Annotated in this window: 23 protein-coding genes; 12 read left to right on the forward strand and 11 right to left on the reverse strand. The window is 63.9% G+C overall.

Annotated elements, in window-relative coordinates:
• The first annotated feature begins 3 nt into the window (after positions 1 to 3).
• The 7 genes from cobA to EOI86_RS24485 all read left to right on the forward strand — a co-directional run bounded on the left by cobA (position 4) and on the right by EOI86_RS24485 (position 6,126).
• Positions 4 to 846 carry a uroporphyrinogen-III C-methyltransferase gene (cobA, locus tag EOI86_RS12745; RefSeq protein WP_127765572.1) on the forward strand — a complete coding sequence of 281 codons (843 nt, stop codon included), beginning with the start codon at positions 4 to 6 and terminating at the stop codon, positions 844 to 846.
• Positions 847 to 856: 10 nt separating this feature from the next.
• Positions 857 to 2,209, forward strand: coding sequence for a cobyrinic acid a,c-diamide synthase CobB (locus EOI86_RS12750; RefSeq protein WP_205032191.1), 1,353 nt, complete (start codon positions 857 to 859; stop codon positions 2,207 to 2,209).
• Between the two features lie 25 nt (positions 2,210 to 2,234).
• Entirely contained in the window at positions 2,235 to 2,804 is a 570-nt protein-coding gene (locus EOI86_RS12755) for a YcgN family cysteine cluster protein (protein ID WP_127765573.1), read from the forward strand.
• Positions 2,801 to 3,736, forward strand: coding sequence for a dihydrodipicolinate synthase family protein (locus tag EOI86_RS12760; RefSeq protein WP_127765574.1), 936 nt, complete (start codon positions 2,801 to 2,803; stop codon positions 3,734 to 3,736). Before EOI86_RS12755 ends, EOI86_RS12760 begins: the two co-directional genes overlap by 4 nt.
• 104 nt (positions 3,737 to 3,840) lie before the next feature.
• Positions 3,841 to 4,593 carry a M48 family metallopeptidase gene (locus tag EOI86_RS12765; RefSeq protein ID WP_127765575.1) on the forward strand — a complete coding sequence of 251 codons (753 nt, stop codon included), beginning with the start codon at positions 3,841 to 3,843 and terminating at the stop codon, positions 4,591 to 4,593.
• Positions 4,594 to 4,597: 4 nt separating this feature from the next.
• Entirely contained in the window at positions 4,598 to 5,821 is a 1,224-nt protein-coding gene (locus EOI86_RS12770; protein ID WP_127765576.1) for a multidrug effflux MFS transporter, read from the forward strand.
• 140 nt (positions 5,822 to 5,961) lie between these two features.
• On the forward strand, positions 5,962 to 6,126 hold the full coding sequence (locus EOI86_RS24485; RefSeq protein WP_153811694.1) for a hypothetical protein: 165 nt from the start codon (positions 5,962 to 5,964) through the stop codon (positions 6,124 to 6,126).
• A gap of 424 nt (positions 6,127 to 6,550) precedes the next feature.
• Here EOI86_RS24485 and cobM read toward each other — a convergent pair whose 3' ends face one another.
• The 8 genes from cobM to EOI86_RS12810 form a co-directional block, all read right to left on the reverse strand.
• Positions 6,551 to 7,315, reverse strand: a complete 765-nt coding sequence (gene cobM / locus EOI86_RS12775; RefSeq protein WP_127765577.1) for a precorrin-4 C(11)-methyltransferase — start codon at positions 7,313 to 7,315, stop codon at positions 6,551 to 6,553.
• Positions 7,312 to 9,126: a precorrin-3B C(17)-methyltransferase gene (cobJ, locus tag EOI86_RS12780; protein ID WP_127765578.1), complete on the reverse strand. Its 1,815-nt coding sequence runs from the start codon at positions 9,124 to 9,126 to the stop codon at positions 7,312 to 7,314. The genes cobM and cobJ overlap by 4 nt, the downstream gene beginning before the upstream one ends.
• Positions 9,123 to 9,878, reverse strand: coding sequence for a precorrin-2 C(20)-methyltransferase (gene cobI / locus EOI86_RS12785; protein WP_127765579.1), 756 nt, complete (start codon positions 9,876 to 9,878; stop codon positions 9,123 to 9,125). The genes cobJ and cobI overlap by 4 nt, the downstream gene beginning before the upstream one ends.
• Before the next feature lie 2 nt (positions 9,879 to 9,880).
• Entirely contained in the window at positions 9,881 to 11,107 is a 1,227-nt protein-coding gene (cbiE, locus tag EOI86_RS12790) for a precorrin-6y C5,15-methyltransferase (decarboxylating) subunit CbiE (protein ID WP_127765580.1), read from the reverse strand.
• A complete protein-coding gene (locus tag EOI86_RS12795) occupies positions 11,104 to 11,775 on the reverse strand; it encodes a precorrin-8X methylmutase (protein ID WP_127765581.1) in 672 nt (223 codons plus the stop codon). Before EOI86_RS12795 ends, cbiE begins: the two co-directional genes overlap by 4 nt.
• The gene (locus EOI86_RS12800; protein ID WP_150132800.1) at positions 11,775 to 12,965 is read right to left on the reverse strand and encodes a CbiX/SirB N-terminal domain-containing protein; all 1,191 of its coding nucleotides are present in this window, start codon (positions 12,963 to 12,965) and stop codon (positions 11,775 to 11,777) included. The genes EOI86_RS12795 and EOI86_RS12800 overlap by 1 nt, the downstream gene beginning before the upstream one ends.
• A gap of 183 nt (positions 12,966 to 13,148) precedes the next feature.
• Positions 13,149 to 13,718, reverse strand: a complete 570-nt coding sequence (locus EOI86_RS12805; RefSeq protein ID WP_275668589.1) for an ActR/PrrA/RegA family redox response regulator transcription factor — start codon at positions 13,716 to 13,718, stop codon at positions 13,149 to 13,151.
• 8 nt (positions 13,719 to 13,726) lie between these two features.
• Positions 13,727 to 15,055: an ActS/PrrB/RegB family redox-sensitive histidine kinase gene (locus EOI86_RS12810; RefSeq protein ID WP_240035662.1), complete on the reverse strand. Its 1,329-nt coding sequence runs from the start codon at positions 15,053 to 15,055 to the stop codon at positions 13,727 to 13,729.
• 170 nt (positions 15,056 to 15,225) lie between these two features.
• Between EOI86_RS12810 and EOI86_RS12815 the strand changes: the two genes are divergently transcribed.
• Positions 15,226 to 16,053, forward strand: coding sequence for an ABC transporter ATP-binding protein (locus tag EOI86_RS12815; protein WP_127765582.1), 828 nt, complete (start codon positions 15,226 to 15,228; stop codon positions 16,051 to 16,053).
• On the forward strand, positions 16,043 to 16,876 hold the full coding sequence (locus tag EOI86_RS12820) for an ABC transporter permease (protein WP_127765583.1): 834 nt from the start codon (positions 16,043 to 16,045) through the stop codon (positions 16,874 to 16,876). Before EOI86_RS12815 ends, EOI86_RS12820 begins: the two co-directional genes overlap by 11 nt.
• Positions 16,877 to 16,897: 21 nt before the next feature.
• Here EOI86_RS12820 and EOI86_RS12825 read toward each other — a convergent pair whose 3' ends face one another.
• The 3 genes from EOI86_RS12825 to cobT all read right to left on the reverse strand — a co-directional run bounded on the left by EOI86_RS12825 (position 16,898) and on the right by cobT (position 19,352).
• Positions 16,898 to 17,593, reverse strand: a complete 696-nt coding sequence (locus EOI86_RS12825; protein ID WP_127765584.1) for a hypothetical protein — start codon at positions 17,591 to 17,593, stop codon at positions 16,898 to 16,900.
• Positions 17,590 to 18,183 carry a TetR/AcrR family transcriptional regulator gene (locus EOI86_RS12830; protein WP_161973818.1) on the reverse strand — a complete coding sequence of 198 codons (594 nt, stop codon included), beginning with the start codon at positions 18,181 to 18,183 and terminating at the stop codon, positions 17,590 to 17,592. Before EOI86_RS12830 ends, EOI86_RS12825 begins: the two co-directional genes overlap by 4 nt.
• 143 nt (positions 18,184 to 18,326) lie before the next feature.
• Positions 18,327 to 19,352 carry a nicotinate-nucleotide--dimethylbenzimidazole phosphoribosyltransferase gene (gene cobT, locus EOI86_RS12835; RefSeq protein ID WP_127765586.1) on the reverse strand — a complete coding sequence of 342 codons (1,026 nt, stop codon included), beginning with the start codon at positions 19,350 to 19,352 and terminating at the stop codon, positions 18,327 to 18,329.
• 100 nt (positions 19,353 to 19,452) lie between these two features.
• Here cobT and EOI86_RS12840 point away from each other — a divergent pair, with 100 nt between their 5' ends.
• From EOI86_RS12840 to cobU, 3 genes are read left to right on the forward strand one after another with little or no spacing between them, the layout of a single operon-like run.
• Positions 19,453 to 20,271, forward strand: coding sequence for an adenosylcobinamide-GDP ribazoletransferase (locus EOI86_RS12840; RefSeq protein ID WP_127765587.1), 819 nt, complete (start codon positions 19,453 to 19,455; stop codon positions 20,269 to 20,271).
• Positions 20,264 to 20,911: a histidine phosphatase family protein gene (locus EOI86_RS12845; protein ID WP_127765588.1), complete on the forward strand. Its 648-nt coding sequence runs from the start codon at positions 20,264 to 20,266 to the stop codon at positions 20,909 to 20,911. The genes EOI86_RS12840 and EOI86_RS12845 overlap by 8 nt, the downstream gene beginning before the upstream one ends.
• 5 nt (positions 20,912 to 20,916) lie before the next feature.
• Positions 20,917 to 21,483, forward strand: a complete 567-nt coding sequence (gene cobU / locus EOI86_RS12850) for a bifunctional adenosylcobinamide kinase/adenosylcobinamide-phosphate guanylyltransferase (RefSeq protein ID WP_127765589.1) — start codon at positions 20,917 to 20,919, stop codon at positions 21,481 to 21,483.
• Positions 21,484 to 21,488: the final 5 nt, after the last annotated feature.

Genomic DNA, 21,488 nt, shown 5'->3' on the forward strand with positions numbered 1-21,488 from the left:
GCCATGACATCTTCGCTTGTTCTTCCTTCTTCCCTGCCGGTCCTTGAACCGGGCTGGGTCTGGCTTGTCGGCGCCGGTCCGGGCGATCCCGGCCTGTTGACGCTGCATGCGCTGAACGGCCTCGCCCAAGCGGACACTGTTGTCTATGACGCCCTGGTCGACGACCGGATTCTGGCGCTGGCCGCGCCGGATGCGGAAATGATCCACGCGGGCAAACGCGGCGGCAAACCGTCGCCCAAACAACGCGCGATTTCCAACCGCCTGGTGGACCTGGCGCGGGACGGCCGCAAGGTCGTTCGCCTGAAGGGCGGCGATCCCTTCGTGTTCGGCCGAGGCGGGGAGGAAGCGCTGGACCTGGTCGATGCCGGCATCCCCTTCCGCGTCGTTCCCGGCATCACCGCGGGGATCGGCGGGCTGGCCTATGCCGGGATTCCGGCGACCCATCGCGACACGAATTCCGCCGTCACCTTCGTGACCGGCCACGGCGTCACCGGCGACGTGCCCGACGGGTTGAATTGGCAGGCGCTGGCGCAGGGATCCCCTGTGCTGATCCTCTATATGGCTCTGAAACATATGGGCGAGATCACCCGCCGCCTGATCGAGGGCGGCCGGTCGCCTCACGAACCGACGGCGCTGGTTTGCAGCGCCGCGACGGAAAACCAGCGGGTCGCCGTCACAACGCTGGCCGACGCGCCCGCCATCGCCGAAACGCTGGATCCGCCCGCCATCGTCGTGATCGGCGATGTCGTCCGTCTGCGCCCGGCGCTGAACTGGTTGGGGGCGCTAACCGGGACCGTTTTGGAAGCTGACCCGCTCGGCAACCGGTCCGACCGGGAAGCCGGCTAGTTCCCTCCCAGTGCCAATCAAACCGACAAAAGGCCTGGTGATCGCCGCGCCGTCCAGCGGATCGGGCAAGACCTTGGTCACGCTTGGCCTGTTGCGGGCGCTGACCCGGCAAGGCGTCGCGGCCCGCGGGATCAAGACCGGACCGGACTATATCGACCCGGCCTTCCACCGTGCCGCGACCGGCAAACCCTGTTTCAACCTGGACCCCTGGGCGATGCCGCCCGACCGGTTGCGCGCCCTTGCCGATCAAGCCGGGGCCGGGGCGGATATCACCATCGCCGAAGGGGTCATGGGCCTGTTCGACGGGGCCGCCGACGGCCGTGGATCGACCGCCGACCTGGCCGCAGCGCTGGGCTGGCCCGTCATCCTGGTGCTGGACGTGATGGGTCAATCCACGTCAGCCGCCGCGATTGTCGAAGGTTTCCGCCGGTTCCGGCCCGGCCTGTCCATCGCCGGCGTGATCCTCAACCGCACCGGCAGCGACCGTCATGCGAGCATGATCGCCGACGCCGTCGCGACCCTGCATGCCCCGCCGGCGATCCTGGGGGCGATCCCCCGCGACGAATTCATTTCGGTTCCGTCCCGCCATCTGGGATTGGTTCAGGCCGAAGAACACCAAGACCTGGACGCATTGCTTGAACGCGCCGCCGATCTTGTTGAGAAACATGTGAATTTGGACCTGCTGCGATCCCTTGGGGAACAGGCGGCAGCATCCGGCGCAAGCCCCCGCGCCGCGCCCCAAACGGCGAACGGGCCGGGATTGCCTGTTTTGGGGCAGCATATCGCCATCGCCAGGGATCGGGCTTTTGCATTTTGTTACGATACCGTGCCCCTGGCCTGGCAGGCGCAGGGCGCTTCGGTCTCTTTCTTCTCTCCGTTGGCGGATGAAGCACCTTCATCGGACGCGGACGCGGTCTATCTGCCGGGTGGCTATCCGGAATTGCATGCCGGGCGTCTAGCCGGAAATTCGTTTTTTCTGAATGGGTTAAGAGACTGCGCCGCGACGGGAAAGCCGGTTTTCGGGGAATGCGGCGGCTATATGGTCCTGGGCGAGGCCTTGATCGACGCGGACGGCGCCAGCCACCCCATGGCGGGCCTGTTGCCGTTGACCACCAGCTTCGCGGCGCGCAAACGGCATCTGGGCTATCGCCGCGCCCAAACCTTGAGCCCCACGATTCTGGGCCCGGCCGGCAGCGGTTTCGCCGCGCATGAATTTCACTACGCCACCGTGATCGCCGAGGGGCCGGGCGACCCGCTTTTCGCCGTGACCGACGCACGGCGCGAAAACCCTGCGAATACGGGCCTTGTTCGCGGATCGGTTGCCGGGTCCTTCCTGCACCTGATAGACCGGGCCTGCACCTGATAGACCGGGCGCCCAAAGGAACATCATGACCACGAATGCCGCGCCTTTCTGGAAGACCAAGACCCTGGCCGAAATGGACAATTCGGAATGGGAAAGCCTGTGCGACGGCTGCGGCCAATGCTGCCTGCACAAGCTGGAAGACAGCGATACCGGTGCGGTCGCCGTCACCGACGTCGCCTGTGCGTTCCTGGACATAGAGAAGTGCCGTTGCATCGACTATGCGAACCGGGCGGTGAACGTGCCCGATTGCGTCGCCCTGTCGGTCGCCAATGTCGGCAGCCTGCACTGGATGCCAGAAACCTGCGCCTATCGCGTGCTATCCGAGGGCAAGGACCTTGCGGACTGGCACCCATTGATCACCGGCGATCCGGACAGCGTCCACCGGGCCGGCATATCCGTGCGGGGCAGGGCCGTCTCGGAATTATCCGTCAGCGATCTTGAAGACCACGTCACCGGATGGCTGAATGCCAATCGGGCGACCTTGGAATGGCGCCAGAAAGAAGCACGCCGGCAAAGCGCCTCAGGGGCGGATAAGCCCAAAAGCAACCGCAAGCCGGCCCGAAACAAACCGGCCCAGAAGAGGAAACATCGATGACCGCTGCCACCCCCGACCGCTTTCGCGGTGTCCTGGTTCCCGCCTCCACGCCGTTCAAAGCGGACCTGACGCCGGATTCGGCCCGGTTCAACCGGTTTTGCGCCTGGCTGTTGGACGAAGGCGCTGATGGTCTCGCCATTTTCGGCACGACCAGCGAAGCGAATTCCGTCGGCATGAAAGACCGGATGCGGATGACCGAGGGCCTGGTGGAAAGCGGCGTTCCGGCGGCCAAGCTGTTGCCGGGTACGGGGACCTGCGCCCTTGCCGACAGCGTGGAATTGACGCGGCACGCGGTGGAACTGGGCTGTGGCGGCGTGCTGGTCCTGCCGCCCTTCTATTACAAGAATGCCAGCGAGGACGGGCTGTACGCCAGCTTCGCCGAGATCATCGAGCGCGTCGGCGACAGTCGATTGCAGCTGTATCTGTATCATTTCCCGCAGATGGCCGGTGTCGGCATTCCCATGGGCGTCATCGATCGGCTGTTGAAGGCCTATCCGCAGACCGTTGCGGGCCTGAAGGACAGTTCCGGCGATTGGTCGAACACGGAAGCCGTCATCAAGAACTTCCCCAGCCTGCACACCTTCCCCAGTTCCGAATCCCGCGCCGTCGATGCGCTGAAGATCGGTGGGGCGGGCTGCATCAGCGCCAGCGCCAATATCAATGTGCGCGCCATCCGCGCCTTGATCGATGTCTGGGACAAGCCGGAGGCCGACGCATTGAACGCCAAGGTTTCCGCCATCCGCACCATCATGGAAGGCTATCCGATCATCGCAGCCGTCAAGGCGGTGCTGGCGGCGTTCAGCGGCGACCAGGAATGGAACCGGGTATCGCCGCCACTGACCAGCCTTCCCGCTGAAAAGCAGGCCGCCCTGGTCGCGGCGTTGAAAGCGGAAGACTTTTCGCTCTCCATGCCGGTATCCGAAGCCGCCTGAGCGTTCTGCCGGGCCGGTTGAAGGACGCTTTCAAACCGTCCGTCCAAGCACAGTTGACGCGGATTGCACTCGCCATTCGGGGCTGAATCCGGCTAAGTCGGGGCATGCGCTTCTTCCCCTCTTTCGCCGACCCCCTTGCCAGGCGGTTCGACAAGGTGCCACCGGATCAAGATCTGGCGGTGCGGGATGGCGATTGCTTCATTCCGGTTGAAATTCGGCGAAATCCCAAGGCGCGGCGGATGACCCTACGGCTCGATTCGCACAACGACCAAGCGGTTTTAACCGTTCCGACAGGAACCGGGATGCGCCGGATGCGCGCCTTCCTGGACGAACACACGACCTGGCTGGTCGAGTCGTTCCGCGCCTTGCCGCCCCGGATTCCCTTCCAGCACGGTATCGACGTTCCGTTACTGGACGGTACCGTAACGATTTTTCACGATCCCACTCATCGCGGCAAATGCCGGGTCGAGGGCGATGTCCTGCTGGTTGGCGGCGATGGCCCGCATGTTCCGCGCCGGGTCCGTGACCATTTGAAGGCGGAGGCCCGCCGGGAAATCAGCGCACAGGTCGACATCCTGACCGAACGAGCCGGCCTGAAAGCCGGGCGAATCACCGTGCGGGACCAGGTCAGCCGCTGGGGCAGCTGCGCCGCAAACGGCAATCTATCCTTCAATTGGCGGCTGGTCTGCGCCAAAGCGGACATCCTGACCTATGTCGTCGCGCATGAGGTTGCGCATCTGCGCCATATGAACCATTCCCCCGCCTTCTGGTCCCTGACGGAGGAATTGGCCCCCGGTTCCCGCAAGGCTCGTGCCTGGCTGCGCGAACACGGCGCGGCGCTGCACCGAATCGGATAGCCGCTTGGTCGCCAAACAATCCTCCCTGCATCTCACCGGCAAATGGTTGATCGCCCTGTTGACCACCTTGGTCGCGATCGGCCCGATGACGATTTCCTTCTACGTCCCCTCGATGCCGGCGATCGCCGAAAGTCTGCAAGCGCCGATCGGCGCGGTTCAGGCGACGATGACGACCTATCTGATCGGATTCGCCCTGGCGCAGCTGATCTATGGGCCCTTGTCCGACCGGTTCGGGCGCCGGCCGGTCCTGACCGTCGGGTTGCTGATTTATCTGGCCGCCAGCGTGCTTTGCGCCTTCGCCACCAGTGTCGAACAATTGCAGGGCATGCGCATGCTGCAAGGGTTCGGCGCCTGCTGCGGACCGATTTTGGGGCGCGCCATCGTGCGCGACCTGTTTGACGGCGTCGCCATGGCAAGGGCCTTCGCCATCATAGGGGCAGCGGTCGCCGTTGGGCCCGCCGTCGCGCCGATGATGGGCGGTCTGGTGCAGGAAGCCTTCGGCTGGCCGGCGAATTTCCTGGCCGTCGCGATCCTCGGTTCCGCCGTCCTGCTGTTGGTGTTGGTCTTCCTGGGGGAGAGCAATACCAACCTGAACCTGGACGCGGCGCGGCCGCGCGCCGTGCTACGGAACTATTTCTCGCTGGTCACCAACCGGACATTCATGGGCTATGTTCTGGTCAACGCGCTGATCTTTTCCGGCGTCTTCGCCTATCACGTCAGTTCCGCCTTTCTGTTCATCGCGGAACTGGGTCTGCGGCCGTCGCAATTCGCGCTGATCGCCCTGGTGACCGTTCCGGCCTATGTATCCGGCAATTTTCTGAGCAACCGGCTGCGCATGCGCGGCATGAAAGGCCGGCAATTGATCGGCATCGGCGTGACCTGCACGCTGGCCGGCGCGGCTTTGCTTGGCATACTGGCGGACGATTTGTCCCTGATCCGCGTGCTGGGGCCGATGATGCTTTATTTCTTCGGCTTCGGCATGGTCCTGCCGCAGGGGATCGCCGGCGCCTTGCAACCCTTCCCACGGATCGCCGGCAGCGCATCGGCCAGCATGGGCTGTATCCAGATGTTCAGCGGGGCGGTGTCCAGCGTCATCGCCGCCGGGCTCTATCACGGGGATGGCGCCCATGCGCTGGGCTGGGTCCTGTTGACTGTGACGGTGGCCGCCGGACTGATATTTTTCACCATGGTGCCGGTCGAAGCGGACCCCAAAGAACAGCATCACTGAGGCCCTGCGACCTCGACGCCTCAAACCTGCGCGTCAAAAAGGTTAACAAATTTTAATAAATTTTTCTGAGTGTGCGGCTCATCACATCGGATAGGCCGACTCCTTCCTATCGTGGGCACCAGAAGAGAAGGAGATTGGTCATGCAAATGAGGGGTATGCAGGTCATGGACGTCCAGGAAACGGGGGTCCTTGGAACGGTCCGAAATCTTCTGATTGGCGCTTTTGCCGGTGTTTTCACAGGTATCCTGGCGTTCTGTTCGGAAGCCGTCTTCGGATATGCGGACATCTTGGCCACACTGTTCTAGGGCAACCCTGTTTCGATCCGGTCGTTACCTCAGTAGCGGATCTGTTTGGATGGTGTTGCACCGCTGAGGCCGCCTTTCCGGAAACGGTTGGGTTGGTCGCCTGCGGGGTAGGGGAATCGCCGGAGAAACCTCGACGACACTTGGATACGGCTTGCCGGCAAAAAAGGGGCGGGAGCTCTTTTCGGCAATACGTTAACATCGATGGTGGTTCCCTCCCAATCAGAAGGGAGGTACCGAACCCACGGGCGGAGAAGCCGTCTCAGCGGTGCAACACCATCCAAACAGAACGACCCGACGTACAAAGTCCTGAGACGCACAGTTTCCAGAGACGCACTGACCCCAGAACAGACCTCCCCTGGTCGCTCCGTCCGTATGGGCAAGCAAGGTTGAAAAGACCACACCGCCCAGACGGACGGAGAACGCCTCACCCGGTCGCCGCGTCACGCAGAACGTGGCTGTGATCGGCGGCATAAAGGCGACTATCCTCAAAATCCGATTGTTCAAGCACCCGGCCCACAAGAATCAAAGCGGTTCGGGTGATGCCGGATTTCTTCACTTTTTCCCGGATATCGACCAACCGACCCTGGATGATCACCTGATCCGGCCAAGTAACGCGATAGGCCACGACGACAGGGCAATCCGCGCCATAAAGCGGCGTCAGCTCGCGCACGACCTTGGCCAGGTTGTTGACGGAAAGATGAATTGCCAGGGTCGCGCCGCTTTTTCCCAGGGTCGTCAGATCCTCACCCTCGGGCATGGCCGACGCGCGCACCGCCGTGCGGGTCAGAATCACCGATTGCGCGATACCGGGCAGGGTAAATTCCGTCTTCAATTCCGCCGCTGCCGCCGCATAAGCGGAAACCCCCGGCGTGATATCGAAATCAATGCCCAATGCCTCCAACCGGCGGATCTGTTCCGCGACCGCGCCATAAAGCGACGGGTCGCCGGAATGAACGCGGGCGACGTCCTGGCCCTTTTCATGAGCGGCGGCGATTTCCGCGATGATCTCATCCAGATGCATCGGCGCGGTATCGATGACCCGTGCGCCTTCGGGCGCTTCCGCCACCACCGCTTCGGGAACGAGCGAGCCCGCATACAGGCAGACAGGACAGGATTGGATGAGTTTCAGCCCCCGCACCGTGATCAGGTCGGGTGCGCCGGGGCCGGCGCCGATGAAATGTACGGTCATCCCTGGACCTTTCCTATCTGTTGGGTGGTTTCGCTTTTTTGCGCATATCCGCGCGGGGTGTAGATCCGCGTCCCCTGCGGCAGGTCGAGAATCCGGCTTTCGGAATTGCCGATGACGACCAGCGACAGCATGTCGACCGCTTCGGGTTCGAATTCGGCCAGGGTCGTGACCGTTACCTGCTCACCGGGCCTGCCGAGGTTCCGCGCGATGGCGACCGGCGTCGTGTCAGGGCGTTCGCCGAGCAAGATGCCGCGCGCTTCGCCCAGCAGGGTCCGTCGGCGCAGGCTTTGCGGATTGTAAAAGGCGATGACGAAATCGCCCGCCGCAGCCGCCTGAAGCCGCCGGCGAATCACGTCGCGCGGGGTCAAAAGATCGGACAAGGAAATCAGGCAGAAATCATGCCCCATCGGCGCGCCCAAACGGGCAGCGGCGGCCTGGAAGGCTGAAATGCCGGGAACCACGGTGACGTTGACGCCCCGGATAGCCCGGTCCTCCGCGGCCTCGACCTGTTCGAAAACCAGGGTGGCCAAGGCGTAAATTCCGGGATCGCCGGAGCAGACGAGCGCAACGGTTCGCCCCTCGGCCGCGAGTGTGAGGGCCTTCAAGGCGCGGCCCGTCTCATCGCCCAGCGGCGAACGGTGCTGTTCCTTGCCGCCGATCAGATCGGCGCAAAGATCGAGATACAAATCGTACCCAACCACATCATCGGCATTTCGCAGCGCTGCGACCGCTTCCGGCGTGCGCCAGGGAAGTTGGCCCGGACCGATGCCGACGACAAAGAGGCGCCCGCCGGTCCGGCCCGCTTGGCCGTCGACCCGGTCCTTGGCCTTTGCAATCGCGACGGTGACCCGGCCCAACCGGACCTTTGGCACCACCAGTTCCGCATCCGGGCCGGCCAAGGCCAAAGCGGCCCCTTCCGCCACGCCGTGACAGCCGGTTTCCTTGAAGACGATGTCCGACGGGTTGGCGAGGCGCGGCGCTTGCGCCTCCAAATCCGCGGCGGTCAGGAAACGCGGATCAAGGCCCAGACACTGGGCCGCGGCAAGCACCGCGGGCTCGTCCGCCTTGATATCGATCGACCCTGCGGCGGCGACCGAGGCCGTTGCCAGCCCGTTCTCGGTCAATACACGGCGCACCGCTTCGACGCCTTCTTCCGCGGGCACGCCGCGTTCCGCGCCGATCCCCACCGCCAGAACGGGCGGATGCAGGACAAGGGCGTCGGTTCCGTCTTTAACCACGCGGTCGGTCACCAAAACGCTTTCCACACCGGAGGCCGAGAAACGCGCCGGTTCCAGCCAGGAAACATCGCCAGCCTCGACCGTCAGCGCGACCGGGTCGCCGGCCAGCAGGGCGGCGGTCACCGGTTTCACACGGTCCGGATTGCCCAGCATCCAGCCTGGCGGCGGATCGTCCAGCGCCGGGCCGGTGCGCAGATCGCCCGCCGTCGTGATCGCCGCCTGTCCGCCGAGCGCAGCGGCAATCTGTTGCGCCAGCCTGTTCGCCCCGTGATGTCCGCCCAAAAGCGGCACCGCGCTGGACCCATCCTCAGCCAAGGCGACCACTGCCGGTTCCGCATGTTTATCGGCCAAGAGCGGCGCGACGAAGCGAATCAGAATTCCGGCGGCGCATACCCCCACGATCGGTGTTCCCTGCAGGAACAGATCGCGGATCAGCGCGCCGGTATCCTCGAAAGCTTGGTCCAAGTCCGTCACGCGGGCGGAGCGGCCGTACAGAACCGCGTCGGGCAGGGTTTTCTGCAGCTGCCGCGCGGTGCGTGCGCCTGCTTCGGTCAAGGCGATCAGAGCGGTCATGGATTAGCGCTCCCCGCCGCCTTAAAGACAGCTTCTTCTTCCGTTTTGCGCCAGGCATCGCCGCGCCGATGGGCCAGGATCATCGAGAAATAGGGGATCGAGCCCGACGGCGCGTCCCGCAGGGGGAGGATCATCTGCTTTTCCATCGTCGCGTGCTGGATATAGAGGGCGCTATCGGCCATGCCTTCCGCTTCCAGCAGGCGCAGCACCTTGTCGAAATGGCGGCCGACCTTGATGAAAGCGACCGCATCCGCCGCTTTCAGGCGCCGGGCGAGATCGTCTTCCGGCAATGGGGCGGGTAGAATGGTCAGGACATCGTTGCGCGAGGCCAGCGGCGCGCCCGTCATCGCCGCCGAGGCGGTCAGGCTGGAAACGCCGGGGATTACCTCCACCTGGTGGCGTTCGGTCATCCGGGCGAACAGATACATGAAACTGCCGTAGAAGAAGGGGTCGCCTTCGCACAACACGGCAACGTCCCGGCCCGCGATCAGGTGTTCCGATATTTGTTCCGCGGCGGCGTCATAAACCTGTTCCGCCGGGAAGCGCGCCTCGACCATCGGCATGCGGATCGGGATTTCGACGGCCCCGTCCGGCAGATGGGGCGCGGCGATCCGGCGGGCGAGCGACTCGCCCTCAAGCGGCGCGGGCCAGGCGACGACGGGCACCCGCTGCAGCAGTTTCATCGCCTTCACGGTGATCAGGTCCGGGTCGCCGGGGCCGACCCCGACGCCATAAAGCACCCCTTCCGCCATGCTCAATTTCCTTCCCGCCCGACGGGCTTGCGAACAGACAGTTGCGTCACCGGCATCAAGGGCCGCCAGCCGTGATAGGGGCCGACCGCATCCAGCCGCGACACGGCAATGCGGACCATGTCGCCACCCACGCGTTCCCGAAACGCGGCGAGGCGCATTTCGCTTTCCACCGTCACCGCATTGGCGACAAGGCACCCGCCGGGAGCCAAGGCGTCCCAGCAGGTTTCCAGCACGCCCTCGGTACCGGCACCGCCGCCGACAAAGACGGCATCGGGCCGGGGCAAATCCGCCAGGGCCTCGGGCGCGCGGCCCGCGACGATGGACAGGTCGGGCACGCCGAGAACGGCGGCATTGCGGGCCGCCCGGTCGCGCCGTTCCGAATCCGGCTCAATAGCGATGGCGCGGCCGCCGGCGCGCATCCATTCGATGGCGATGGACCCGTTTCCGGTGCCCACATCCCATAGAAGCGCACCCGGGCGCGGTCCCAGAACGGCCAAAGTGGCCGCCCTGACTTCCCGTTTCGTCAGCTGCCCGTCATGCAAAAATGACTCATCCGGCAACCCCGGCACGGCACTGAGTGGAAGAGTGTCTTCTGCGGCGACACAGTCGACCGCGACCGTGTTCAGGTCCCGGACCGCACGACCGCCCCATTTTCCCGCAATTTCAGTTAGTTGGGCTTCATCCGGCGCACCCATATGCTCAAACACTGTCATCCGCGACGGACCATAACCCCGTTCGGCCAGCAACCCGGCGAGGGCGGCGGGCGTGGACCCGTCTTCCGACAGAATCAACAGCCGGGCACCGGGATAAAGGTGGCGGGAAACGAGGTCCAGCGGCCGCCCGTGAACTGTCAGCCGGGTCACCGCTTCCAACGGCCAGCCCAGCCGTGCGGCCGCCAGCGTGAAGGCGCCAGGCGCCGGGATGACCGTCAGCGCGTCGCGCCCGAATTCGCGGCCCAAGGTGACCCCGATGCCGTAGCTCATCGGATCGCCGGTCGCGAGGACGCAGACTTTTTGTCCTTCCAGCGCGCGGATATCGGCGATGGTATCGCGCAACGGCGACCGCCAGGTCATGCGCCGGGCGGCATGGGTTTCCGGCAGCATGGCCAGATGGCGCGCCCCGCCGATCACCACCGCCGCGTCGTCGACCAGCATCCGCACAGCGGGCGGCAGGACATCCATACCGTCCTCACCCAAACCGACGATCGTGAGCCAGGGCGCGGTCGTCATGCCCTTCCCCCGTTTACGCAAGCAACCGACAAGCCGTTGACCGCCGCCGCCGCAAGCGCGCTGCCGCCGTCGCGGCCGGGCAGGGTGATATAGGGAATTCCAAGGTCTGCCCGCATCAGCGCATCTTTCGATTCCGCCGCGCCGACGAAACCGACCGGAAAGGCGAGGATCGCGGCCGGCCGGGGCCACCCGTCATGCAGGCGCTCCAACAAATGAAACAGGGCGGTGGGGGCATTGCCGATGGCGACGACGGCGCCGTCCAGATCGTCCTTCCACAACTCGATTGCCGCCGCCGACCTTGTCGTCCCCAGGGTTTCCGACAAGCCGGGGACCGGCGCGTCGTTCAACCGGCACATCACCGGATTGTTCGCCGGCAGCAGCGTGCGTGTCACGCCGCGCGCGACCATTTCGGCATCGGTGAGGATCGGCGCGCCGCCCCGCAACGCCGCACAGCCGGCGTCCGCGACATCCCCGTCCCAGACCAACTGACCGGCAATATCCGGACGGGCGCAGGAATGCACCAAGCGTTCGATGACCGGATGCAAGCCGGCCGGAAACCGCGCCAAATCGACCGCTGCGCGGACCTGGGCGAAGGACTCCGCATAGATCGCCTTCGGATCGCGGATGTAATCGTAGCGCTTGGCCGTCACGACACTACCCTCAACCATCAATCGCCCGACTTGTCCGCCTGCATCGATTTCGGGCCCAAGGGATGGTCCGCATGCGGATAGGGGTGATGGTGATGCCCGTGGTCATGTCCATGCCCGTGGCCATGATCGTGGCCGTGGGCGTGCCCATGGTCGTGATCGTGGGCATGGCCGTGCTCGTGCCCGTGGTGATGGTGCCCATGATCGTGGTCATGGCTGTGGTCATGCCCGTGTTCCGGCTCCGCCGTTCCGGTGCCGATCCCTTCCACATGGTGATGGTGGCTTTCCTGGGCCATGCCGACTTCGGCCTCGAATCCCAGGACCTGGGCGCGGTATTTGCACATCTGGCAGTTCATCGTGTTGGCGCCGTCGAGGATTTCCCACAGCCGTTCCTCGAACGTATCGAAGACTTTCGCATGGTCATTCAGGTAGGGGGCCTTGATGAACTCGACATCGGGATGGCGGGCAGCGACCTTGTCCACATAGCTGTAGATCCGGTCGACCAGGATGCCGGTGAACAGGAAATACGGGAAGACGACGATCCGCTTGTAGCCCAGCTTCACCGCGTGTTCGAGGCCCGGTTCCACTAGTGGAAACGTGACGCCGGAATAACAGGTTTCGGCCCAGCCGAAGCCCATCCCTTCCCACAACATGCGGGTCACCTTGGAGACGTTGGAATTGGCGTCCGGGTCCGACGCGCCGCGCCCGACCACGACCAGCATGGTCTCGTGCCGGGGCACGTCGACCCCCGCTTTCGCCAGGGCCAGGCCCTGTTCAACCCGGTCGCCCGCCGCCTGCAGCATCTTCAGGTCGACCGCCAATTCGCGGCCATACTCGATCTTCATACCCGGATTCTGCGCCGCATAGGTGTTCAGGACCGAGGGGATATCGTTCTTCGCATGGCCCGCCGCGAACAGCATGCCTGGCACTGCCAGCACGCGGGTCACGCCTTGCTCGCGCAATTTGTCCAGGCCGTCGCGGATGATCGGCGTCGCGAATTCAAGGAAACCGTATTCCACCGGATGGTCCGGAAACCGCGCCTTCATGCTGGTGGCGACCTGTTCGAATTCACGCACCGCGTCAACGCTGCGGCTGCCATGGCCACAAATCATGATGCCGAGTTTTTCGCCCGGTTGTTCGGGAAAACGGTGCGCGTCCGAATGGGATACTGCTGGGGCCGCGTCGCCGCGGCCGGTCGTCGTATCAGACATATTTGCCCCTGTCCTGTCTGCGGGTGCTCATACCCTACTAACGTCCCGGACGAATTTGCCCCCGCCCAGTCGGGTTCTCATTGGGGCTAGTCTCTAACAGGCCTGACCCGGCCCGTCAGCCCGATTTGCGACAGGGGATGTTCGGGAAGCGGACTGAACAGACGGGTAAAAGTGAAAAGACGATCAGGGCCGGGGAGCGTGTTTGTTGAGGATGCGCTGCAGGGTGCGGCGGTGCATTTTCAGCCGCCTTGCGGTTTCCGACACGTTGCGCCCGCATTGCTCATAGACGCGCTGGATATGTTCCCACCGCACGCGGTCGGCGGACATCGGGTCTTCCGGCGGCGGGGGCAGGGCTTCTTCCGCTGAGTTCAACAGCGCCCTGACAATCTGGTCCGCGTCGGCCGGTTTCGGCAGATAGTCGACCGCGCCCGCCTTTATCGCAGTGACCGCATTGGCGATGTTGCCATAGCCGGTCAGCATGACGATGCGCGCATCGGGCCGTGCTTCGGCCAGCGCTTCGACGACGCTCATCCCATTGCCGTCTTCCAGGCGCAAATCGACCAGCGCATAGGCCGGTGGTCGATCGGCGATCATGGTCATCGCCTCGACCACGCCTTCGGCGTCGCGGACCAGGAAGCCGTGCTGTTCCATCGCGCGGACCAGGCGGGTCCGCAGCGGGCGATCGTCGTCCACGATCAGCAAAGTCTTGTCTGTCTCGGCCGGTCCGGGGCGGACCATTGTCGTTTCTTGCATCAGGTCACTCAATTCTTGTCGCTCTCGTCGCTCTTTATCAATTGGGCCACGTCCAGGACGGATCTAGGCCAAATCACGTCGACGCAAGCGCCGCCCGTCTTCTTCTTGCTATACGCCGTTTCGGCGCCGATCCGATCAAGCAAAGTTTGCGCGATGAAGATACCCAGGCCCATATGCCCGGACTTCCCCGCCCTTGTCGAGAGATAGGGCTCGCCCAGCGAATCGATCATCCAACCGGCAAAACCCGGCCCGTCATCAAGGATGCGAAGGCGGACCTCCTCATCCGACCAATACAGCGACATCTCCACCGCCGACCGCGCGAACTGCCCGGCGTTCTGCACATAATTCCCGATTCCCTGAAGGAATTCGGGGCTGCGCATGACGACCGGTTCCGCCCCCGTCGACCTGTCGTCGACAGTCAGTCTGAAGGTGACGCCTTCGGGTAAATGGTCACGGGCCGCTTCTTCGGCAAGGCTTGTCAGCGGCAGACTGTCGAAAGGCTGGCCGCCTTCCCGTTCCGGCGTGCGCGACAGGGAGGCCAGAATATCACGGCACCGGTCGGCCTGGCTTTTCAGAAGATCCACATCCTCGCGCAGGGGGCTGTCGGGCGGCACCTCCCGCACCAGATCGGAGGAAACGAGCGCGATGGTGTTCAGCGGCGAGCCCAATTCGTGGGCGGCGGCCGCCGCCAAGGTGCCCAGCGCCGACATATGCCGCTCGCGGGCAAGCGCCGCTTCTGCCTCGGCCAAGGCGGCGTCGCGGCCGCGCGATTCGTCGGCGACCGACCAGACATAGCCCGCGGTGAACAGGATCAGCACCGCCAATGAGACCCAGAGGCCGACCACATAAACCCTGGGCAGTTCAGAAAAGCTTCCCTGCCAGGGCAACGGCAAAAAGAAGAAGGCCAGGAAGGTGATGCAGAAAAGCGCCAGGACGGTCAGCGCGACGGTGGTTCGGCGCGACAGGACCGTGGCCGCGACGGTCACCGGCACGGCGAGCAGCACCGCGAAGGGATTGGTCAATCCGCCGGTGAGATAGATCAGGCCTGAGACCTGGAACAGATCGAACCCCAGCAACAGGGCTGCGTGATAGTCGGTCAGCCTGACCGAGCGCCCGCTGCGCGCGGAAAGCCAGAGATTCGACAGGGCGAGCACACCGATGACCGCCAGGCATTCGACCACGGGCAGCGGAAATTCCAGCACGCCGGAAACACCCCAAACGGTCGCAAGCTGGCCGATCACCGCGACCCAGCGGATCAAGGCAAGCGTCCGCCCCTGAACGCCGGGCAGGCGCCTAGCGCGGCTTGCGTGACGCGCAAGCTGGCGCGGCTTCATCATTTTGGGCACCCGGGCTCTGCCCGGTCCGCTGTCTACCGTTCGGTCCATGGCGCCAAATCACCAGTGTCTTGATGCCCGTGCAAGCAAATTGCGGGTCGCCTTTATCGGATTTGCCCTATATCCCAAACCACGAAACACAAAGCCATCGAAACCAACCCCGATCGGACCCCATGGACCAGACCGCCCCCATCGGCACGGCCCCAAAAGTCGGCGCAGGCGACCTTGGCGCAACCGCACAGGCCAACCCCGCCGTTGCCGTATCGCATCTGACGAAACAGTTCGGCAACGTCACAGCGGTGGACGATGTCAGCTTCACGGTTCGGCACGGCGAAACCGTTGCGCTGCTGGGCGGCAATGGGGCCGGCAAGACGACGACGCTTTCCATGTTGCTGGGCCTGTTGCTGCCCACATCCGGAACGATCCATGTTTTCGGGCACGACATCGCCACGGACCGGCGGGATATCGTCCACCGCATCAACTTCACCTCGCCCTATGTCGACCTTCCGATGCGGCTGACGGTGCAGGAAAACCTGACCGTCTATGCCAGGCTATACGGGCTGCGCGATGTCAAAGGGCGGATCGCCGAATTGGCCGAGGACCTGGACCTGGGCGACTTCTTGAAGCGGCCGGTGAAGAAACTGTCCGCCGGGCAGAAAACCCGCGTCGGCCTGGCAAAGGCGATGTTGAACTGGCCGGAACTGCTGCTGCTGGACGAACCGACCGCCAGTCTGGACCCGGATACCGGCGATTGGGTCCGCACCTATCTGGAGCGGTATCAAGCGGAATCGGGCGCGGCCATCCTGCTGGCCAGCCACAACATGGCCGAGGTCGAGCGCCTGGCCAAAGACGTTCTGATGATGAAAGCGGGCAGGATCGTCGATACCGGGCCGCCGCGCGCCCTGATCGACCAATATGGCCGCAAGAATTTGGAAGAGGTCTTCCTGGATATCGCCCGGGGAACCCGGAGTGAAAACGGGGGCGCGCGCAATGACGACTGACCGAACAATCGATCGGCCCCGGCCCAGTTCCTTCAGCCCACGCCGGATCGGCGCGTTGGTGCTGCGTTATGTCTATATTCTGCGCGGATCCTGGCCGCGGATGATCGAGCTGGCTTATTGGCCGCTGGTGCAATTGGTGATCTGGGGCTTTCTGTCGAATTTCCTGCGCGAGGAATCGACCTGGGTCGCCCAGGCCGCCGGCGTTCTGGTTTCCGCCGTGTTGCTGTGGGACGTCTTCTTCCGCGGGCAGATCGGGTTTTCCGTTTCCTTCATGGAGGAGATGTATTCCCGCAACCTGGCCAACCTGTTCGTGACGCCGCTGCGGCCGCTGGAATTCGTCGCCTCGCTGGTTTCGATCAGCCTGCTGCGCGTGTCCTTCGGCGCGCTTCCCGCGGTGTTGCTGGCGATTCCGATGTTCGACGTGTCGCTGTTCGAGCTGGGCCTGCCGCTGTTCGCCTTCTTCGCCAATCTGATGATCATGTCCTGGGCGCTCGGCCTGTTCACCATATCCCTGCTGATGCGCGCCGGGTTGGGGGCGGAGAGCTTCGCCTGGTTCATCATCTTCCTGCTGGCGCCGGTGGCCTGCGTCTATTACCCGGTCACCACCCTGCCGGATTGGCTGCAGGTCGTCGCCTGGTCGATGCCCATGGTCTACGTCTTCGAAGGCATGCGGCATGTCCTGTTCGAAGGCAGTTTTCGGGTCGACCTGTTCCTGGGCGCCTGCGCGCTGAACGTGGTTTATTTCGGCCTCGGAACGATGACCTTCCTTTGGTCCTTCCGGGTCGCGCGCGACAAGGGCCAATTGCTGCAGATCGGCGAGTAGTGGACTGGAAACAGTGCACTGCTAAAGGTTTCCGGTCACGAGATCGCGCAACGCCTGGTCCAGCCCTGGCCTTGTTACCGGCAGCCCGTGGCATGGGATCATGATTGTCGGTTTCCTATTGGAAAGAACTTCTATCGCCCAAGCTTTGTAGGCGTCACGGTCGCCCACGCCGAATTTTGGGAAGGTACCCAGCAATGACGGGGTATCTGCGTAAATCTGACCTACGGAACCCTGACCCGGGGTACTCCGCCTTGGGAAAGGTGGCCCATTGAATGCGTCACAGACGATCCACGCCAAGCCGGCACCGGCTTCAACTTCTATCCATATTTCGCCGGTCTTCAGTCCCTCCGGTTCAAGAACTCGGATACTTTCGGGCAGGTCGATGGCGAGTTGGTCGACGGCTTCGAAATCGAACCCGGTTTGATTCGTCAGCCGCGGCGCCGCATGGCGCGAACAGATCAGGCGCGCCTTTGGATACGCCTCGGCATGCACCGCCAACCCGCGATTGTGATAGTGGTTCGGCGCCAGCAGGACGGTGACCTCGCCCAATTCCCTCAGACCAACCTCTACGGTATCCGTCAGTTTCGGCAAGGGGCTGTAGAGGCAGAGACCGCCATCCGGCAGACGAAGCACCGTACAGCTAAGCTTGTCCTGCCGGACGGTAAATACATCCGCAAAACCCTCGATTCGATCGACAAGTGCTTCGGGGCCGGTCATGACGCGCGCAGAAGCGTCAGGTGACCGCACAGGATTTCAACAAGGTCCGTGCCTGCTGTGTTCGAATTTTCGCTGCGGTTCGTTGCATGCACGCCCATGACACCAGCCACGAGACCTTTGGCCAGACCGTCTATTTCCACATCGTTTGGAAGGTCTCCGCTGTCTTGGGCAATCTCCAAGGCCAATTTGAAATGAGTTTCCAAGGCGTCCCAGTAATAGGCGACCGCTTCCGTCAGTCGCCCGCTTTGAACACGGGCATTCTCAATGCCGGTATTCACGACAAGGCAGCCCCATGGGCTGGACGTCATTGACCCCACTGTCACGAGGTTGCGTAGAAATGCCACGATGGCCGGAATGCCGCCGGCTCTAAGAGGGGGCATTGCTGTGGCAATTGCGGCGTCGGCGTAAAACCTCATTGCCTCCAGATACAGGCCTTCCTTGCCGCCGAAATCGGTGCGGATCGCAAATTGGTTGAGGCCTGTCAGCCTTTCCAGTTCCCGCACGCCGAGCGCCTGATAGCCATGTTCCCAGAACGCCTTACAGGCCTTTACCACGGCCTCCTGGCGGTTGTAGGTTTTTGGTCGGGCCATGCGCTTACATCCAATGCTCATCTATTTCTATACATTCGCATAGAAACAGTTTCTCCACAAGTGCATTGAAACTCGCTCGGGCGATTTTAGTTCGCCAGGCGGACTGGGCGACCAGGGAAAGAACGGCGAAAAAAATTTGGGTCTCAGGCCCCGCTGACGCCTGCCTCCGCGAAGGTGGCCATGCCGGCATGGCAGGCGGCCGCCGATTTGACGAGGCCGAGCGCGACCGCCGCGCCGGAGCCTTCGCCCAAGCGCATGTTCAAATTCAGCAAGGGCTCCTTGCCCAACTTCCCGAGCAACGCGGCATGCGCCGGTTCGGCGGAGAGATGGCCGACCACGCAATGGTCGAGCGCGCCCGGCAGCATGGCTTCCAGGATCGCGGCGGCGGCGGTGCAGGTATAGCCGTCCAGGATGACCGGCACGCGGCCGACGCGGGCGGCGATCACCGCGCCGACGATGGCGGCCAATTCATACCCGCCGACACAACGCAGCACTTCGAACGGATCGGTCATGGCGGCTTTGTTGGTCTCCACCGCCTGTTGAACGGCGGCGACCTTGGCCGACAACGCATCGCCCTCGACCCCGGTGCCGGGACCGACCCAGTCAGCTGCCTCACCGCCATAAAGCGCGTGGCAGACCGCCGCGGCGGCGGTTGTGTTGCCGATTCCCATTTCGCCGAGGCAGATGACATTCACGCCTTCCTCAACCGCCATCATGCCGTAGGCGAGCGCCGTGGCGCATTCCGAATCCGTCATCGCCGGCCCTTCGGTGAAATCCTTGGTCGGGTGTTCCAACGCCATTTCATAGACCCGCAATTCCGCGTCATGCACCAGGCAAAGCTGGTTCACCGCCGCCCCGCCATGCTGGAAATTGGCGACCATCTGCTGTGTGACGTCGACCGGAAAGGCGGAAACGGGCTTTGCCGTGGCGACCCCGTGATTGGCGGCGAAGACGGCGACGCGCGGGCGGTCGACCCGGGGCGGGGCCTTGCCCTGCCAGGCGGCCAGCCATTCCGCGACCTCCTCCAACCGGCCCAGCGCGCCCGGCGGTTTGGTCAATTGACCCTCGCGTTCCCGCGCGGCCTGGATCGAGGCTTCATCGGGACCGGGAAAGACTTTCAGCAGGTCCCGGATTTCCTGGAGGGAGGCTTGCGGCTGAGGATCGGACATCGTGAACTCCGCGTCGGCGTGGGATTTTCCGGCATTGCCGGCGAAAGACAGGACGGCTGCGGGTTGGCAGCCGCCCCGGAAGCGCTTAGAGCATGCCAACATGACGGACAAGCCCGAAGAAATACGCCATAGCACAGGATTCGCGCCGATTGCGGACATGCGCGCGGCGATGACCTTCCTGACGCGTTTTCCGGTGGGCGGGCGGCACCGGGCGCTCGACGCCTGCGCCTGGGCCTTTCCCATTGCCGGTATAGCGGTCGGCGTGACCGGCGGCGCGGTGTTCTGGTTGGCCGGATGGATGGGCCTGCCGCCCTGGATCGCCGCTTTCCTGACCCTGACGGCCACGGCGCTGGTCACCGGCGCATTGCACGAAGACGGATTGGCCGATGCCGCCGACGGGCTGGGCGCCGGCGGGTCGGTCGACCGCAAGCTGGAAATCATGCGCGACAGCCGCATCGGCGGATACGGGGCATTGGCCCTGATGCTGGCGACGGGGATCAAGGCAGCGGCCATCGCATCGTTCCTGCCCGGGCTGTCCGGCGCCACGGCGATTCTGGCGGTTCATATTCTGTCCCGCGCAATCCTGCCAGGCGTGATGGCGGCCTTACCGCCCGCCTCGGCCAGCGGCGTCGCGGCCAGCGTCGGACGGCCGCGTTTGGGCGCGGCCTTGGTTGCACTGACCCTGGGGGCGGGGTCGGCAATCGGCTTGATGGGTCTTTGTGCGGGCCTTGTCGCCCTTGCGGCCGTCGTCGCATCGGCTCTGGTTTTCGGCCTGCTGCTGAGGCGGTCGCTGGGCGGTTATAACGGCGATACGATCGGTCTGCTTGAACAGCTAAGCGAAATCGCCATCATGCTGGCGCTGCTGATCGCGGCGGCATCTTTCAACATTCTTGTACAAACGGGGGCGGCATTTGGCTGACATCGTAGAAACGCGCTGGTGGTGGGTTCGGCACGCACCGGTAACGGTCAATCAGGGGCGCATTTATGGGCAGCAGGACCTGCCCTGCGACACCGACGACACGGAAGCGTTCACCGGTCTGGCAAAAATGCTGCCGGAAGATTCCGTTCTTGTGACATCTGCCTTGAGGCGGGCCCATCAGACGGCGGACGCCATCGCCGCCGCCGGGCTGACCATGCCGGAACGGATAGAGTTCGGGTCACTGAACGAGCAGAGCTTCGGCGATTGGCAGGGGCTGACGCATGAAGAATTCGGGTTCAGCGGAACGCTCGGCAGCAGCGGGCGGTACTGGCTGGCCCCGGCCTATGAACGCGCGCCGAACGGGGAAAGCTTCACCGATCTTATCGCCCGCGTCGTCCCGACGATTTTGGAAGTGACGGAGCAACATGCCGGCCGTGATATCGTCGCCGTCACCCATGGCGGCACGATCCGCGCGGCCTTGTGCTATGCCCTGAATCTGGACCCCGAAAGCGCCTTGCGGTTTTCCACGGAAAACCTGTCGGTCACCCGGTTGGACTGTGTCGATACGGATGAGGGGCGCCATTGGCGGATCGGCTTTTCCAACCGGAATCCCCGGGAAAAGCACCCGGAACGGGCCTAGTTTTCATGCCGGGGGAAGTCACCTTCGAGGGGCATATCACCTTCGTTCTGGGCGGCGCGCGGTCGGGCAAGACGCGCCACGGCCTTGCGCTGTGCGAGGCGCTTCACGCCGAACACGGGCTGACCCCGGTCTATATCGCCACCGCCCAAGCCTTCGACAGCGAAATGGAAGAGCGGATCGCGCTGCACAAGGCCGAACGCGGCCCCGCTTGGCGAACGGTCGAGGCGCCTGGCAGCAAACCGGGCGATTTGACCGGGGCAATTCGTCGCGAATCCACAGACCATACTTGCCTTCTGGTTGATTGCCTTACCTTATGGCTCACCAACCTAATGCTGGGGGGAGACACAATCGATCTGGACGCCGCCAGGCAAGAACTGGTCGCGGCGTTGGGTGAGGCCAAGGGCCCGGTTGTGATCATTAGCAATGAAGTGGGGCTGGGCATCGTGCCCGAAAACGCCCTGGCGCGCCGTTTCCGGGATGAGGCGGGGCGTATCAATCAAACCGTCGCAGCTGCCGCCGACCGGGTCGTTCTGGTCGCCGCCGGATTGCCGTTGACGTTGAAAGGACCTTGAGAGAG

It is taken from the genome of Hwanghaeella grinnelliae (assembly GCF_004005845.1).
In the GTDB taxonomy this organism is placed as follows: Bacteria; Pseudomonadota; Alphaproteobacteria; order UBA8366; family Aestuariispiraceae; genus Hwanghaeella; species Hwanghaeella grinnelliae.